Source organism: Flavobacterium sp. CF108 (genome assembly GCF_900129795.1).
In the GTDB taxonomy this organism is placed as follows: domain Bacteria; phylum Bacteroidota; class Bacteroidia; order Flavobacteriales; family Flavobacteriaceae; genus Flavobacterium.
Window position 1 is genome coordinate 135007 of the sequence record NZ_FQWW01000003.1, and the last position, 17545, is coordinate 152551.

12 protein-coding genes are annotated in these 17545 nt (G+C 34.8%); 5 read left to right on the forward strand and 7 right to left on the reverse strand.

All coding sequences use genetic code 11. The features are described 5' to 3' along the window. The first annotated feature begins 148 nt into the window (after positions 1-148). A complete protein-coding gene (gene mgrA, locus BUE10_RS09225; protein WP_073484464.1) occupies positions 149-1105 on the forward strand; it encodes an L-glyceraldehyde 3-phosphate reductase in 957 nt (318 codons plus the stop codon). 219 nt (positions 1106-1324) lie between these two features. Here mgrA and BUE10_RS09230 read toward each other — a convergent pair whose 3' ends face one another. From BUE10_RS09230 to BUE10_RS09260, 7 genes are all read right to left on the reverse strand, one after another. Beyond that, on the reverse strand, positions 1325-2611 hold the full coding sequence (locus tag BUE10_RS09230; RefSeq protein ID WP_073484466.1) for a glycoside hydrolase 5 family protein: 1287 nt from the start codon (positions 2609-2611) through the stop codon (positions 1325-1327). 115 nt (positions 2612-2726) lie between these two features. After that, positions 2727-3962: a glycoside hydrolase family 26 protein gene (locus BUE10_RS09235; RefSeq protein ID WP_073484468.1), complete on the reverse strand. Its 1236-nt coding sequence runs from the start codon at positions 3960-3962 to the stop codon at positions 2727-2729. 8 nt (positions 3963-3970) lie between these two features. Further along, a complete protein-coding gene (locus BUE10_RS09240) occupies positions 3971-4993 on the reverse strand; it encodes a carbohydrate binding domain-containing protein (protein WP_073484470.1) in 1023 nt (340 codons plus the stop codon). Between the two features lie 46 nt (positions 4994-5039). Further along, positions 5040-6230, reverse strand: a complete 1191-nt coding sequence (locus tag BUE10_RS09245; protein WP_073484472.1) for an AGE family epimerase/isomerase — start codon at positions 6228-6230, stop codon at positions 5040-5042. Positions 6231-6235: 5 nt separating this feature from the next. Continuing rightward, positions 6236-7426, reverse strand: coding sequence for a glycoside hydrolase family 130 protein (locus BUE10_RS09250; RefSeq protein ID WP_073484474.1), 1191 nt, complete (start codon positions 7424-7426; stop codon positions 6236-6238). 25 nt (positions 7427-7451) lie between these two features. Then, entirely contained in the window at positions 7452-8843 is a 1392-nt protein-coding gene (locus BUE10_RS09255; protein ID WP_073484476.1) for an MFS transporter, read from the reverse strand. A gap of 167 nt (positions 8844-9010) precedes the next feature. Then, positions 9011-10147, reverse strand: a complete 1137-nt coding sequence (locus tag BUE10_RS09260) for a glycoside hydrolase family 26 protein (RefSeq protein ID WP_073484478.1) — start codon at positions 10145-10147, stop codon at positions 9011-9013. Between the two features lie 305 nt (positions 10148-10452). Here BUE10_RS09260 and BUE10_RS09265 point away from each other — a divergent pair, with 305 nt between their 5' ends. From BUE10_RS09265 to BUE10_RS09280, 4 genes are all read left to right on the forward strand, one after another. Beyond that, complete coding sequence (locus BUE10_RS09265) at positions 10453-11331, forward strand: helix-turn-helix domain-containing protein (protein ID WP_073484480.1); 879 nt, start codon at positions 10453-10455, stop codon at positions 11329-11331. 309 nt (positions 11332-11640) lie between these two features. Beyond that, positions 11641-14838, forward strand: a complete 3198-nt coding sequence (locus BUE10_RS09270; RefSeq protein WP_073484482.1) for a SusC/RagA family TonB-linked outer membrane protein — start codon at positions 11641-11643, stop codon at positions 14836-14838. Positions 14839-14850: 12 nt separating this feature from the next. Further along, positions 14851-16449: a RagB/SusD family nutrient uptake outer membrane protein gene (locus BUE10_RS09275; RefSeq protein ID WP_073484484.1), complete on the forward strand. Its 1599-nt coding sequence runs from the start codon at positions 14851-14853 to the stop codon at positions 16447-16449. 17 nt (positions 16450-16466) lie between these two features. Beyond that, the gene (locus BUE10_RS09280) at positions 16467-17525 is read left to right on the forward strand and encodes a hypothetical protein (RefSeq protein WP_073484486.1); all 1059 of its coding nucleotides are present in this window, start codon (positions 16467-16469) and stop codon (positions 17523-17525) included. Positions 17526-17545: the final 20 nt, after the last annotated feature.

Below are 17545 nucleotides of genomic sequence, written 5' to 3' on the forward strand. Positions count from 1 at the left end.
GGACGCTATTGATTTTAAATTTTTTTAAAAAAAACTTTGCGACTCTGCGTCTTTGCGAGATTAAAAAAACACAACTTTAGAGATTAATAGTTTTTGATATTTTCCTAACTTTAAATTCTATTAAAACTCCAACCCTTAAACTAAAACAATGAAATATAACAGATGCGGAAGAAGCGGGTTATTACTGCCTGAGATTTCCTTAGGATTATGGCATAATTTCGGTTCAGTAGATAATTTTGAAAATGCGGAATGTATTGCCGTAGAAGCTTTTGATAAAGGAATTACCCATTTTGATTTGGCAAATAATTATGGGCCGGTTCCGGGTTCTGCCGAGGAAAATTTCGGTAAAATATTATGGCATAATTTTCAGGGAAATCTGCGTGATGAAATCGTGATTTCTACAAAAGCCGGTTATACGATGTGGAATGGCCCTTATGGAGATTGGGGTTCCAGAAAATATCTATTATCAAGTTTAGATCAGAGTTTGAAAAGAATGAACGTTGATTATGTTGATATTTTTTATTCGCACCGACCAGATCCTGAAACACCGATTGAAGAAACCATGATGGCGCTGGATCACGCTGTTAGAAGCGGAAAAGCACTATATGTTGGAATCAGTAATTATTCGGCAGAGCAGACTCGCGTTGCGGTTGATGTTTTAAAACAATTAGGAACACCGTGTTTGATTCATCAGGCTAAATATTCAATGTTAGAGCGCTGGGTTGAAAATGGATTGTTAGATGTTCTGGAGGAAAAAGGAGTAGGGTGTATTGCTTTTTCGCCTTTGGCACAAGGACTTTTAACAGATAAATATTTAAACGGAATTCCTGAAAATTCAAGAGCGCATAATCCAAACGGACATTTGAAAGAAAATGAAGTTACGCAGGAACGTATTCAGAAATTAATTCAGTTAAATGAAATTGCTCAAAATAGAAATCAGTCTTTAGCACAATTGGCATTGGCTTGGCTACAAAAAGACAAACGAATTACCTCAGTTTTAATTGGTGCGAGTTCGGTAAAACAATTGTGTAATAATATTGATTGTTTGCAGAATATGGAGTTTTCGAATGATGAATTGAATGCGATTGAGAAAATATTGACGTAAAAAATATTTCATAAAACGCATTTCACACAAAGCATATTGTAGAGACGCACAGCAGTGCGTCTACGTCCAGTTTACGTTGCGTATATTCTTTGCGCATAAGACGCACTGCCGTGCGTCTCTACGGAAAATAGGGGATGAATAATATGTTATTTATATTTTACAATATATTGAGACAGACTTTTATATGTTCTTAAATTACTCATATGGTTTAAGATTTCTTTATTTTTTGAATTTCAAATTATAATCTTTTACAATTTTCAATGTCGATTTATCCGAAGAAAAAACAGAATTCAAACCTTGTGGTTCCTGTGGCGGATCTGTAGTTAAAGGATCGCCCGGATTCCATTTTCCATCTTTGTTAATTGCTTTTCCTTCACCGCCAAATCCCCAGAAATTTGCAGCTTGCAATGGACCATTATTTTTAACACTTTCGGCAACCCGGCCAAAAATATAATTATAGAAAACATTCCTGTTTGCAACAGAAGATTCTGCATTTAAGTTTTCGTTTTCTCTTGGTAAGCCAAATTCTTCAATAATAATTGGGCGTTTTAAATTGTTTGCCACTTTAATGTGATCGTCAATATATTTTCCGGCATTTTCTAAAGTTGTTGGCAGCGTTTTTTCGGCATTATTTGCTTTAAACCAATTCCAGTTTTTTGGCCAAATATGCATCGTCAAATAATCGATATTCGGATTCTGATGCGTGCGTTCAAAAATTTCCATGCTGTCATTTGAACTGTTTTTACCTTCAGAACCGGTCGAAATTAAGTGGTTTTTGTCTAGGCTGTCAATTAAATTGACAATGTTATTTAGCCAAACTGTGAATTTTGCTTCGTTCTCTGGCGTAAAAGTTCGGGGTTCATTTCCAACCTGCCACGCCATAATGGTATTATCTTCGGTATATTTCTTTTTAGAATATGAATTTGTTCTTCCAATAATGAATTTTGCATGATTTTCTAAACCTTTCATACAAGGTTCGCAGCTATGGAATTGTTCTGTATACGACATAAATTGCGGCCATGTATTAGGCGGGATTGCCGGAACCGGAATTGGTCCTTTTCCATTCCATTCTAAATATTGCGACATTCCGCCAGACCATTCCCAGTTGTTTGTCAAATACAAAACGGCATACATTTTACGTTTGCTCATTTCGTTGATTAAAAAATCAAGTCCGTCCAGTAAATCTTCATCATATTTTCCCTGCTCATACTGCAAAGCCGGACGAACGGTGAAATCGTATTTTCCGCCATCACCGCCAACTAAAATTCTCAAATTATCGATTCCATTTTTTTGTAATAAATCCAGTTCTCTAATTAATCTTTTTCGGTCGCCCACTTTTTTAGATGCCAGTAAACTTCCATACCAATAATTGGTTCCAATGTAAGCGTATGGTTTATCACCTTTATAAAATTGGTTTCCTTTTACAGTAATTCGTTCCTGCGCCTGGCAAGCGATTGCGGAGAAAATTAAAGCAAAGCTGAGGTGTTTTAGAAATATGTTTTTCATTGTTTATTTTTTATTAGTCATTGCGAGGAACGAAGCAATCTCATCTCGTATTTCATTAGCAAATCCGCTTATTGTTAGTGCGGTTGCTTCGTTCCTCGCAATGAGATGCTTTGTATTATTTTGGCATTTCATACATCTTCGGCAGGGAATTCAATAATGCCGATTTTGTTTTGGTGCTAAAAGTTTTAAAATCTGCTGCATTTGAAACCGAACCATTTGGGACATAATATCCATCGTTGTTATTGTTCCAGAACATTACATAACTAACCTGAATATCGTTTGCTGTTAAAGCGTCATATAAATAAGTTGAAAACCAGTTTGTAACCGGCGGAATTGAACTTGTAACTCTATAACCCGTTTCGGTTAAAGCTGTGATTTTTACTTTGGTTTTAGCAATGTCAGAGATCATTTTCAGTTTTGCATTGGCTTTGCCTGAACCTGTAGAACCTTGATTGTTGAAATCTCCATAATTGTCCATTCCCAGAATATCGACGTATTTATCGCCCGGATATCGGCTTAAATAACTGCTTTCTGTTGTGTAGGAGTTGTCTGGAGAAAACGCATATAAAATGTTGTGAACGCCTTTTGTGTTTTTCAAATAATCAACTGTAAATTGATAGGCTTGTTTATATTCGTCAGCGGTGCAGTAATTTGCGCCCCACCAAAACCAGCTTCCGTCGAATTCATGAAAAGGTCTGAAAATTATCGGAATCAATTCTCCATTTGAGCCTTTTAAGTTTAAAACTACGCTGGCTACTTTGTCCAATTTTTTCTTGTACCATTCGTGATTGGTTCCGCCTGGTAAAATACTTTTAAAAGCAGTTGCTTTTTCTTGTGCCGACATATCGGCTGCATAAAAAGATTCGTCTTTAAAAGGTTCTCTTATATGCCAGCTGAAGGTGTTGATTATACCTTTCGCGTAAGCGGCTTTAACATCGTTTGTAATTTTTACTTCTTGCTGATAAAACCAGTTATCGGCTTGATTGTTATTGTTTTTATCAGTAATAAACATAAAATCTGAACCTAAAATGGCGGGATCAAAACCTGTATTTTTTTTGATGTCAGAATCTCCACCGGCATCTTGATAAAAACTGTTAAAGGCATCCTGCTGACCAATTGCCACTTTTGTTTTTGCCAGTCTTTTTAAGTTATAAAATAAAGCCACGGTTTCTTTAGTAGGATTTGCATCAACCATGTACGTGGCAGCATTTTGCGTTGTTAAAGGATCGCTTTGCGTTGGCGGATCTACTATAACTATAGTTTCGTCCTCTGTTTCTTTATCTGAAGAACAGCTTGCAAATGCTAAAATTGATAAGCTGGCAAGTACTGTTTTTATAAAATATTTTTTCATTTAAATTTTCATTTAGAGACTTTAATCTCGATGTTATCAGCTAATAATGTTCCTGTACAATTGCTTAGGGCAATCATAATTCTGTATTTAATTGCCCCTTGGGGAATTGTAAATGTTTTTTGAAATGATGTCCAGTCTGTATTGCCGGTTACAGTTGCAGCCATCATATCTTCCTGTGCTTTATTGTCTTTGTCATTTTTAAATTCGATAATAATCATACCATTATTCCAGCTGTCTTTTCCTTGTTTAATGTTTTTTGCTTTTAGCCATCCTGAAATCTGTAAGCTTTTATCTCCGTCAGTGAGATCTGAAATTTGATCAACAGCTTTCCATTCAGCAATATCCGAAGTTATTTCTAAAGCTGATTTTCCTTCTTTTTTATCTTCAGCTGTAATTGAACCTGAACCATTCCACGATGCTAAATTTTCTTCAAAATTGCCATTAAGAAATAGTTTTGGAGCAGAACTTAATTTTTCAGACTCACTTACTGTAGGCGTATTTTGTTTTAAATACTCTTCTTCTAAAAGAGTGGTAACTTTTACATCATCAAAATAAATGGTGCCGTTGGTTTGTGCCAGAGCAAGCATAATGCGGACTTTTTTTGCTTCGTCTGGAACTTTTACAGTTTTTTTATAATTTGTCCATCCAGTTGTTCCTTTTACCTGAGCAAAAGTTTCGGATATAATTTCTTTATTGGCTGAATTTGTAAACGCTGCAATTGCTGCACCGGCTTTATAAGCTTCTTTTTGCTCTTCAATACTTTCAGATTTAATCCAAATGCTAAATTCCAGAGCGTAAATATTTTTTGGGATGTTTATAGTTTGATCAATGGCCTTCCATTCGGCACCAACAAACTGATTGATTGCCGCGCAGCTTTTTCCTGATTTTTTATCATATGGAGTAATATAGGCCGCGTCGCTGCCGTTCCAGTTGACAAACTCATATTCAAAACCGGGATTTTTAACAAGGTTGCCTTGTGCATTTGTTATTGTAGTTAGAAATAATAAACTAAAAAGAAAGAGTGGTTTCATAAGCAATATTTTTTAGTACAATAATTTTTTTGATAAACAGAAAACTTTATGTTTTTATCCTTGTAATAAGTTCTAAACAAGCGCGGCTGTTATGATAAGGGCATTTCCAAAATCCAGCTTTGTCTTTTTCTATTAAAGAATAATCTTTGTAAATTCCCCAAAACCATTCGCCATTTTTAAGATCGAGAATGTGTTTTTTTATGAATTTCCAGTTTTTTAAAACGATTTCCAGATAATCTTCATTTCTAGTTAATTGATAAGCGTTGTAAAAACCAATTAAGGCTTCGGCTTGAACCCACCAATGTTTTTCGGCAATTAATTCGTTTTTTTTGGGATCAAATTCGTACCATAAACCTCCGTCAGTATCTAACCCTTCTTTGGTAACTTTGGCAATTTGAACGGCATGTTTTCTATAATTGGCAACTAAATTTTCTTCTTCTAAAATCTCGGCACATTGCAATAAAAGCCACGCCGCTTCGATATCGTGTCCGTATGAAATAACATCCGGTTTTTCGATCCAGTTTTCATCAAAAAATAGACGAAGATGTCCGGTTTCGGTATTTATAAAATGCTTTTCGATCGTTTCTAATAATTCGATGCTGTTTTTTCGAAGCGTTTCATCTTTCCATACTTTATACAAATTTGCATAGGCTTCAATAATATGCAAATGCGTGTTCATTGTCTTTTTTTCGTTGGCATCTTTATCGCTTAAACGTAAGTCTTCAATTGGCCGCCAATTTCTTGTAAAAGCTTCCAGATAACCCTTGTTTACAGGATCGTAACTGTGTTTCTGAATTTTTAAGTATAAATTTTTGGCTATTTCTAAAGCTTTTTCGTCTTTAGAAATAGCATAATATTCCGTTAAACCATAAACCGCAAATGCTAAAGCATAGATTTGATTTTTGGTGTCTTTTGGGGTTTTATCAACATTAATACTCCAAAATAAACCTCCAAATTCGGCGTCATAAAAATATTTTGAAAGAAAATCAAAAGCCCTTTCGGCAATCTTTTTATGATTTTCTTTTTTGGTGACTTGATAACTTGATGAAAAAGTCCAAAGAATTCTTGAATTCAAAACAGAACCTTTTTCGGCATTGGCAATCAGATGATCGTTAAAATCAATCTGACCAATAAAACCTTCGTTTTGAGTATCAAGCGTATGTTTTATCCAATAATTTAAAATAGAATCCAGTTCTGTTGTTAGCTCCGTTTTTAGCTGTTTTACAGTGGTACACACGATACTTAAATTGCGTTATTTTTTTCAATTTGATTGATGATAGTTTCAACAGATCCTGCAGAAATAAAAGTGTCTGCGGGAGTATTGATAACATAATCAACTAATTTTTCTACAGAAGAAACGGCAACGTGCATTCTTGTATCTGATGATGCATAATAAACATAAACAGTTCCATCAGTATCTTCAATCCATCCGTTTGAAAATAAAACATTTGAAACATCGCCGACTCTTTCAATTCCTTCTGGGCCCATAAAATGTCCGGCTGGAACGTGTGTCACTTTCGAAATATCATTTAAATCTGTCATGAACATATATAAAGTATAGCGTAATCCTGCAGCGGTATTACGAACGCCGTGTGCAAGATGTAACCATCCTTTTTCGGTTTTGATTGGGGCAGGGCCAAGACCATTTTTCAATTCGTAAATGGTATGGTATTGTTTTCCGAAGATGATTCTTTCTTGTTTTACAACCGGATTTGTCATGTCGTCAACATACCCTAAGCCAATTCCGCCGCCGCTTCCAACATCAATAAATCCGTCTTGCGGACGTGTGTATAAGGCATATTTTCCGTTTACGAATTCCGGATGCAAAACAACATTTCGCTGTTGTCCGGTATTCGAAATTAAGTCCGGCAATCTTTCCCAATTTACTAAATCTTTTGAACGTACGATTCCTGCATTGGCTACAGCCGAACTTGTATCGCTTTTTGGTGCTTTTGGGTCTTTTCTTTCGGTACAAAAAATGCCGTAAACCCAGCCGTCTTCATGGTTGATTAAACGCATGTCATAGACGTTTGTGTCTGGTTCTTCAGTTTGTGGAATTACACAGGGTTTATCCCAAAATTTGAAATTATCTACTCCGTTTGGACTTTCTGCAATAGCAAAAAATGATTTTCTATCGATTCCTTCTACACGAACAGCAAGAAGATATTTTCCATTCCATTTCATTGCTCCGGCATTGAAAGCGGCATTTACGCCAATTCGTTCCTGTAAAAATGGATTTGTTTTTTCGTTTAAATCAAAACGCCAGTTCAACGGAACGTGAGACGCAGTAACAACAGGATTTTTATAACGTTCATAAATCCCGTTTCCAGCATTTTGTTCCGGTGTGTTTTTTTGTTCGATTAGTGCTTTATGTTCTTTTTCTAATGCTGCTTTTCGATCCAGAAAAGTAGTCGAAGAGGTTATTGTTGTCATTTTTGATTCGGTATCTGATTTGTTTTTATTTTGTTTGGTCTCTTTTTTCGTTTAAATCTTGTTCTATCGTCTGGAGTTTTTCTTCAGATAAAGGATAGAATAATATAAAAGCGACTGATATTGCAGCTGCGATTGCAGGGAGTATACTTAACATTAATTGAATCCCGTTTTGGGTTACGGCAGTTTGTTCAACATTGGCCTGAAAGCCATAATAACCTAAAAGCCATCCGGTTCCGGCACCGCCAATGGTCCATCCAAATTTTTGTGACATTGATGAGGCTGAGAAAACCAATCCGGTTGCTCTGCGGCCTTGTTTCCATTCTGAGTAATCGGCACTGTCTGCATACATCGACCAGATTAATGGAAAAATACAGCCTGCACAAATACTGATTAAAACCTGAAAACTCATGATTAGAAGAACATCTTCTTTTCCGAAGAAATAGAACGCTAAACTTAAAATTGAGGCAACTGCCATTGCTCCAAAAAATGTTTTCTTTTTACCAATTTTGTTGGCGATAGGAGTGGCGACAATTACGCCGATAATATTTGCCGCTTGCCCCAAAACCAAATAAATGGAAGTTGGTGTCATGTGGAAATCTGTTCCAAAAAGCGAGAAATCAAAATTTACGGAGCTGCTTACATAATATTTAAAATAATAAACTGCTGCACCGTCTCTGATGGAGTTGAAAACTAAAGTTCCAATTCCGGCGCCTAATAAAATCCACCATGGTTTATTTTTTAATAAATCTTTTAAATCTTCTTTTAGGTTTGATTGTTCGTTTTCAATAGGTTTTACTCTTTCTTTTGTAAAGAAAAAACAAGCCCAGAAAAATGCTGTTGTAATTACTCCAAAAACGGTAATTGTTGCCAGCCAGCCTGTTTTAGAATTTAAGCTTCCGCCGAAATAATTTACAAGAGGTTCAATTAACCAAAGTGCCAAAAGACTTCCGCCAAAGGCAAAAACCATTCTGTATGATGATAATGTGTTTCTGTCTTTTCGGTCAGATGACATTACGCCCAAAAGTGATGCGTACGGAACGTTGATTAACGAGTAAATCATCATCATTAAGGAATAGGTTACGTAGGCGTAAATTATTTTTCCTTTTTCGTCAAAATCTGGTGTGTAAAAAGTTAAAACTCCAATTACGGCAAAAGGAATGGCAACCCATAAAAGATAAGGTCTGAATTTTCCCCATTTAGTTTTTGTTCTGTCCGCAATGATTCCAACAATTGGATCAAAGCAGGAATCCCAGATTCTGGTAATCAAGAACATGGTTCCTACAACGGCAGGCGCCAATCCGAAAACGTCGGTATAGAAAAACAGAAGATACATACTAAAGATTTTCCAGAACATTGATGACGCAGCGTCTCCAAGTCCGTAACCGATTTTTTCTTTTAAACTAATTTTGTCGTGCATTAGGCTTTTGTTATTTTGGGTGGTTAATTATTTTTGATGTTTCTGTGTGTTTTTTTTGACGCGGATAAAACGGATTTACTTCGTAAAAACGCGGATAAAAACAGATTTTATTTTTGAATTCTTTAGCACGCAGATGACGCGGGTTTTTAATTTTTAATTTTTAATTCTCAATTTTTAATTTTTTTTAAGTCTTTTTCAAATAAGGTTTTGTCGAGATTGTAATAATCAATAAAATCTTTTTCGCTCGTTTGACCTTTGAACGGTGCGTAATAATGCATTTTTTGTTCTTTTTCCTGCCAGCCGTGATTTCGCCATAATAAAACATAGGATATTTTATACTCGCCAATGGCTTTTGAGAAAGTTCCTGTCCACCATTTTGGGTCTGGAACGGCTTCGTAGCCGGCTTCGGCAACGGCAATTAATTTATGTTTTTCAAGACCTATTTCATTTAAAATTTTAAGCTGATTTTGAACTTCTTCAATAAATTTTATTCCTTCTTTATCATTATTATTTTGATATGAATCGAAACTTAAAATATCGGCAAAATTATCTCCGGGATAATTCGCCAGAAAATCTTCTTTTGAACTGAAACTAGCGGTATTATAAACATAAATTAAATTATGTACGCCTTTTTTCTGCAGGTATTCAAAGGTAAATTTCCATGCGGTTTTGAATTCTTCAGGAGTGCAGTTTCCTTTTCCCCACCAAAACCAGCCTCCGGAAAGTTCGTGATACGGTCTAAATAGAATTGGAATGTTTTTTCCTTTTTTATCTTTTAAGGAATGAAAGAAATTGGCGGCTTTATCTAACCATGAAGTGAATTTTTGATGATTTTCTTCGCCTGGTAAAATGGTTTTTAGGGAATTTCGGGGGTTATCCCATGCATTTTTTCCAGTTGCAGGATTATCAAAATGCCAGCTTATTGTTGATATTCCGCCTCTTTCATTGGCCTCTATAATATATTGTTTCATTTTGGTAAATGGAATGCCGTCTATATTATTGACATCGTCTTTTTCTAAACCTGCAATATCCCAGCCGTAAAGGGCAGGATAATCTCCCACTACATCTTTTATATCGCTTCTTCCGTTTTCATATTTCCAGTTTACTCCGTACGCTAAGTCATCTTGGTGTCCAAAAAGATAACCTCTTTGTGTAAGCTGATTCAGTTTTTTATATAATGAAAGGGTTTCAGGTGTTGCTTTTTTATCTGAAAGTGACAAATTCGTATTACTATTAATAGACTGTGCAGAACATGAAGTTCCTATTAATGCGGTGGCTAAAAGCTTAAAAATGTATTTTTTCATTTTTGAAAATATTGTTTTTCAGTGCATTCTCAACTTCTGGTTTGAAATTGCCAACTTACTGCTGAAGCTGAATTTGTCTATTTATAATTCGGTATTGTTTTCTGGATAAAATTATTAAAACTATAAAAAGTTTAAGTATTAAAAATGATTAATGTTTATTATTAATACTGATTTTGTAAAGTTGATAATTCTATTTTTCAAAGATAAATGTATGTTTATAGCGTAATTAATATTATTTTATCAATTATATATCATATTATTGCAGAAAAAAACCAACTGATGTCAGTTAAAAACAGTTTTAAGAGATGAGTACTGCTAAAAATTTTTATAGAGAAATCGCTCCGCTTTCTGCCGGAGATAGTTTTTTAGTCTTTGACAGAGTTAAAGATAGTTTTGATTTTCCGGTTCATTATCATCCTGAATTTGAGATCAATTTTATTTTAAACGGAAAAGGAGTAAGGAGGGTTGTAGGTGATAATATTGAAGAAATTGATAATGTTGAATTGGTTTTGATTGGGCCAAATTTATATCACGGCTGGGAATTAAATAAATGTACCAACAAAAAAATACACGAAATTACGATTCAGTTTCATAATGATTTATTTCATGAATCTTTGCTGGCGAGGCGTATTATGAACCCAATTCGGGATATGTTTAATCGATCTATTCATGGGATTTCATTTTCTAAAAAAGCTGCCGAAGAATTAACTCCAAGATTAGTAAGTCTTTCTAAGTTAGATGGTATGGATTATTTTTTGGAAATTACTTCCTTATTATATGATCTTGCCAATTCGAGAAATCAGCGATTGCTTTCTACTTATACGGTTGACTACGATAAGTTCGATGATTATGATAAAATGAAATTGGTTTATGAGTATGTACAAAAACATTTTGCTGATAAAATTACTTTAGAAGATGTGGCAAATGTTGCCAGTATGTCTATAATTTCTTTTAATCGTTTTATTAAAAAACGCACCGGAAAAACTTTTGTCAATTATATTAATGATATCCGTATAGGATATGCCGCCCGCTGGCTTGTTGAGAAAGATTTGAGTGTTTCTGAAGTGGCTTTTAAATCTGGCTTTAATAATATTGCGAACTTCAATCGTAGCTTTAAGGCTATTAAAAATTGCACACCTAGTCAATATCGTGAGGATTTTTCTGGATTAAAACGTATTTTATAGTGATACTTTTTTTGCATAAATAAATATTATTTTTAACGAAAACGTTTGATTTTTAAGATTTCGTTAACTTTTCTGTATAATAGCGGTTGTTAAGGGTTGTTTCATTGCGAATAATTCATTTTTTATTTGGTTTTATTTTATTATGTGTTTTTTTAAAGAGATATAGTGAAAATATTATCATTAAATGATGAAATACTATCGATTTGATAATCGGATCTGTTATAGATTTGTTAAATAATTTCGAAGTAAAAGTTTCCCTTACTGCTTAATTATGGAATGAAACAAATTTAAACTAACCAAACACTTATTATGAAAAAACTAATGACTAACTTTATTCATTGGAACGCTAACCACAGAGCGGTTCCTCTGATTTTATTTTTGTTACTGACAAGTAATTTTATTACGGCTCAGGTAAAAGTATCGGGAACGGTATCTGATGAAAAAGGGTTATCGATTCCTGGCGCTAATATTTCGATAGCAGGATCTAAGACCACTACTTCAACTGATTTTGACGGAAAATATTCTATTGATGCTCCTGCAAATGCAACTTTAGTATATTCCTTTATTGGATTTAATACACAAAGAATTGCAGTTGATGGTAAAAGAACAATCAATGTAGTTTTAAAATCAAGTGCTGAAGACTTAAAAGATGTAGTTGTAATTGGTTACGGTACACAAAAGAGAAAAGATGTGAACAGTGCTATTTCCAGCATTAGTTCAAAAGATATTGAAAACCTAAAAGTTGCTTCGTTTGATCAAATGATGCAGGGTAAAGCAGCCGGGGTTGTTGTAAATAGTAATTCTGGTGAGCCGGGAAGTAACGTTTCGGTAAGAATTAGAGGGGTTTCGTCTTTAACAGGAACAAACGAACCTTTATATGTAATTGATGGTGTGCCAATTTCAGGAGATGCAAGAAACTCATCAACTTCTGGAAGAAATGCACAAGGAAATTCTAATTTCTCTAATAATGGTAATATCACACAAAGCCCTTTAGCCCTTATTAATCCTAGTGACATTGAATCTATTGATATTTTAAAAGATGCTTCGGCGACTGCTATTTATGGTTCTCGTGGAGCTAATGGTGTTGTAATTGTAACGACTAAATCTGGTAAAAAAGGTACTGGTAAATTATCTTTTGAGAATTCTTATACTATAAGTAACCTGCCTAAAAGACTACATTCTATGAACCTGCAGGAATATGCGAGACATCAAAATGCTTTATCTGCTGTATACGATCCAACTTCTTTCAGACCTGAATTTGCTCATCCTGAACTTTTAGGAAAAGGTACAGACTGGCAGGATGCGATTTATGAAACAGGATTTATGAGTTCTAATCAGCTTTCTTTTTCAGGTGGTAAAGAAGGAGTGAATTACTATATATCTGGAGGAGTTTTGAATCAGGAAGGTATTGTTATAGAATCAGGATTTAAAAGATACAATTTTAGAGCCAATATTGATGCTAAAGTTAATTCGTTTATAAAAGTTGGGGTTAATGTAAGCGGTGCTATTACAGATGAAAAATTAACGCTTAACGGACAGTTTAACGGAGTTGTGGCGACTTCATTATTAGCAACTCCAGATGTTGCGGTTAGAGAACTTTCGGGAGCTTTTGCCGGCCCGCCTGCTGGTGGGGCAACATCATTTGTTAATCCGGTTGCGACTTCTTTATTAGGATCAAATACATTGGTTAGAAAAAACTATTCAGGGAATTTCTATACTCAGGTTGATATCATAAAAGGCTTAGAATATCGTTTTGAAGCGGGTGGTTATATATATGACAATTTAGGAGAAAGATTTGACCCGATGTATTCCTTGGGGAATGCAGTAAAAAGCTTTGCTAATTTATATCACAACCCATCTACTGGTAATTCATGGAACTTAAAAAACATGCTTACTTACAGAAAAACTATTGGCAGACATAATTTTACTGTTCTTGCGGTTCAGGAGTCAAACAGAGCACACTGGGAAGGATATACAATAACAGGTTATGGATATAAAGATAATAATGATAAATCGTTAGCGGCCTCTGATTTATCAAAAGCGGTTACAAGCGGAGTTTACTCAGGGACTCAGACTTTGGCTTCTTATTTAGGAAGGGTGGTTTATGACTTTGGTGATAAATACAGTGTTACAGGAGCAGTTAGAACAGATGGTTCTTCTAAATTTTTCGTAGGAAATAAATGGGGTGTTTTTAGTTCTGCGAGCGGTTCTTGGAAACTTTCTCATGAAGATTTTATGGCTAATACGAGAGAGTATGTTGATAATATTAAAATTAGAGTGGGCTGGGGACAAACTGGTAATAACCAGATTGGTAATAGTCTTTACGATTCTAACCTGCATTTAATTAATAGTACAATGGGAACTTCTTACCTGCCATCAAATACGGCAAATAAAGATTTGAAGTGGGAAACTCAGGAACAGACCAATTTAGGATTAGATTTTACAATGTTTGACTCTAAGCTTTCTGCAACGATCGATGTGTATCAAAAAGTTTCTAAAGATTTCTTGTATCAGGTTCCTTTGCCAAACTTCCTTTCCGGAGGAGGTGATTATGAGGGTGGTGTAAATCCTCCATCTTTTAACCTTGGAAGTATGAAAAATAAAGGTATTGAGGTTACGCTTAATTATACACAGCAATTTACGCCAAACTTTTCATGGAATGCAAGTGCAAACTTTACAAAATATGAAAATGAAGTTACCAATATGGCAGGATTAAACATTGTTAAAACAATGGGTACACTGGCTTATAATACGGTTACAGTATCAAGAACTCAGGAAGGTCTGCCTATAGGTTCATTTATAGGTTATCAAGCGACAGGGATTTACAGAACTGACGAAGATTTATTGACTTATGGCTACGAAAATGCTTCAGGTACAAGAGTACCTTTGAAAAACGGAACAAATTCATTACAGCCAAACTTTATAAAAGGAGACGTAATTTATAAAGATCAAAATAACGATGGTATTATTGATACAAAAGATTTAGTTACGATTGGAAATCCAAACCCAAAATTCACTTACGGGTTTACAAACAACTTTAAATACAAAAATGTTGATTTGTCTATTTTCCTTCAGGGAACTGCCGGAAACAAGCTGATGAATTTAACTCGTATGTCTGGTACATTAAACAGTAACTTAGGAACTAATTATTTAACTGATGCTGCTGATTTTTATTCTGCAGATAATTTAGATGCTTCACTGCCTAGACCTTCTGCTTATAATGATATTAACAATGCGGTTTCGTCAAGAATTATCGAAGATGGTTCATACTTAAGAATTCAGAATGTAACTTTAGGATATTCACTTCCTTCTGACATCATCTCAAAAATAAAATTAACAAGATTGAGAATTTACGCTTCTGGACAAAACTTGTACACTTTTACCAAATATAAAGGATACGATCCTGAAGTTGGTTCTTATAATCAAGATGCATTATTATCGGGTGTTGATAATGGTCGTTATCCTGTGCCTAGACAAATATCTTTTGGTTTTAATGTTGAATTTTAATACGAAATTAATATGAAAAATATAATAAAAAGAAGTGGTGCTGTAGCTTTGACACTACTGATGTTAATATCTTCTTCTTGCTCTCAGGACTTTTTAGATGTGCCTGCAGAAGGAGTACCAACAATAGGAAACTATTACGATTCTGATGTAAAATTAGATAATGCAAGTAACGGACTTTACGGTATCGTTTGGTTTAATATGAACAAAGAAGGTTTTTATGGTATTACTGATGTTATATCGGGCAATATGTATGCAGGACCTTATAATGAATTTGGTAAATTCACAGATTTGAGTTTTACTAATTCACAGTCTTTTATTGGAGATTCATGGAGATCTTGTTTTGGGGCTGTTGCAAATTGTAACACATATATAGGTTTATTACCTCAAAGTGTTGGGCCGGATGTAAGCAGTGAAGCATTAAACAATGCTTTAGGCGAAATGCATTTTATTAGAGCTTTTTCATACTTCTTTTTGGTAAGATTATGGGGCAATGTGCCAATTATTGAAAATAATGCTGATTATTCTAAGAATTTTGTGATTCCTAGTAATCCTACAACAGATGTTTATACGTTTATAGAGAACGACTTAAAATTTGCTATTGCTAATTTAAGATCTAAAAACAGAGGATCTGATTATGCTTCAAATGCTCACGTTTCGAGCGGTTCTGCAAAAGCCCTTTTGGCAAAAGTATATTTGTATCAAAAGAAATATGAGCTTGCAAGAGCTATGGCTCAGGAAGTAATCAACAGCGGAGAGTTTAAATTATTAGGTGGAGATGAACTTCCAACAAAATCTTTTGCTGATTTATGGCTTCAAAAAAATAACAATAATGAAGAGTCTATCTTTTCATGGCAGTGGACAGGAGCAGGAACTTATTTTGAAGGAAACTTTTCAAACACATTATTTGCCCCAGAGAACAGATTAGTAGAAACTTCTTATTCAGGTCAAATTGCACCTTCTCAGGATTTAATTCACAATGTTTATGAGCCGGGAGATAAAAGAAGAGCCGAAACATTTATGCTTCCTGGAGATTATTATCCAAACTTAACTTATGCACAAACACTTGCAGTAGATTCTCCAAAACTTTTAGGATATACTTTTGAAGAAGAAAATCAAGCTCAGAATTCTGGAGCTGGTTTGAAAAAGTATGTAATTGGGAAAGAGAATTTACCAATTACAGGGCCATTCAATGCGCCATTTAATGGAGAAAGCAGTATGAACAGTTACATGATGCGTTATGCTGATTTACTTTTAATTCATGCCGAAGCGATATTAGGTTCACAAACCGGAAGCACTTCAGATCCTGCAGCTTTAAAATCATTCAACGCAGTTCGTAAAAGAGCAGGTCTGCCAATTAAAGCTTCTATTTCATTTGATGATATCTTTAAAGAAAGACGTGCAGAATTAGCTTGCGAAGGAGATTATTATTTTGATTTAGGACGTTTGCCATTTGCAAAAGCAAAAGCAATTTTAGAAGCTCAAAACAGAGGAGATAAAGATACGCCAAAGCATATTACAATTTCGGCAACAAATCTTTTACTGCCTTATCCGGCAGATGATTTAATTAAAAATCCAAAATTAACAGAAGTAGCACCGTATACTTTTAAATAATTTTTAAAAATAAAAATATGAAAAATATAAAAATTGTTTCGTTAGCAGCATGCATGGCATGGATGTTATCTTTAATGCTTTTTACTTCATGCTCAAGTGATGACAGCAATGCTGAGGCTTCTACTGGTGCCCCTGTAATAGAATCTGTTATGCCTTCTGGTTATAATGCAGATGGAACCCTTAAACCCTTAACTCCGGTAACATTAGTAGATCCAAAAAACTATTATGTAATTCACGGAAAAGGATTGCTTTCTACCAAAAAAGTATACTTTAATGACTTCGATACCTATTTCAGACCAACATTTGTAACCGATACGGATATCATTATATTGGTAGATGAAGACACGCCTTATGCAAATGCTTCAAATCAGTTAAAGGTTGTTACAGACAAAGGAACTGTTGTTTATAATTTGACAGTTGCGCCTCCGGTACCTACCTTTAGCGGTTTTAATTCTATCAATTGTGCAGAAGGAGATCAGGTAATAATTAAAGGTAAATACTTCTTAAATCCTGTAGTAACTTTGGCAGAAACAGCAACACAACCTGCAGTTCCTGTTACGGTAGTATCTTCAACTTTAGAGCAAATCGTGGTTAAAATTCCGGCAAACGCAAATCACAGATATCTTTCTGTAGCTAATATCTCCGGAGCAGCCGTATCAAAAGAAGCCATAGGAACAGCCTTGTATGATGATGTATTATATGGTATGCAATGGGGAGGTCCGTGGGCTGGAAAAGGTGTTAATTTTGCTTTTGACGGAGATTCTTATCAGGGTGAAAAATCTTGGCAGTGGGAATTTGGTCAATGGGATGGAGGAAACTGGGGTTTCAATGTTGATTTAACGCCATATAAAGCATTGCGTATTGCTATTAAAGGTGCAAAAACCGGACGCGTTAATTTTAGTGTAAACGGCGGTGTAAATTATGTTTTACCTGTTACAAGTTCATGGGTTTATCTGGAAATTCCTTTTAGTGAATTAGGAAACCCTACAAGTCTTACTATGCTGACATTCCAGGAATCTAATAATGACGGCGGTAATACGGTATTGTTTGATGATATAGGATTTGTATTAAAATAAATGAATTGCTTTTTTTGAGT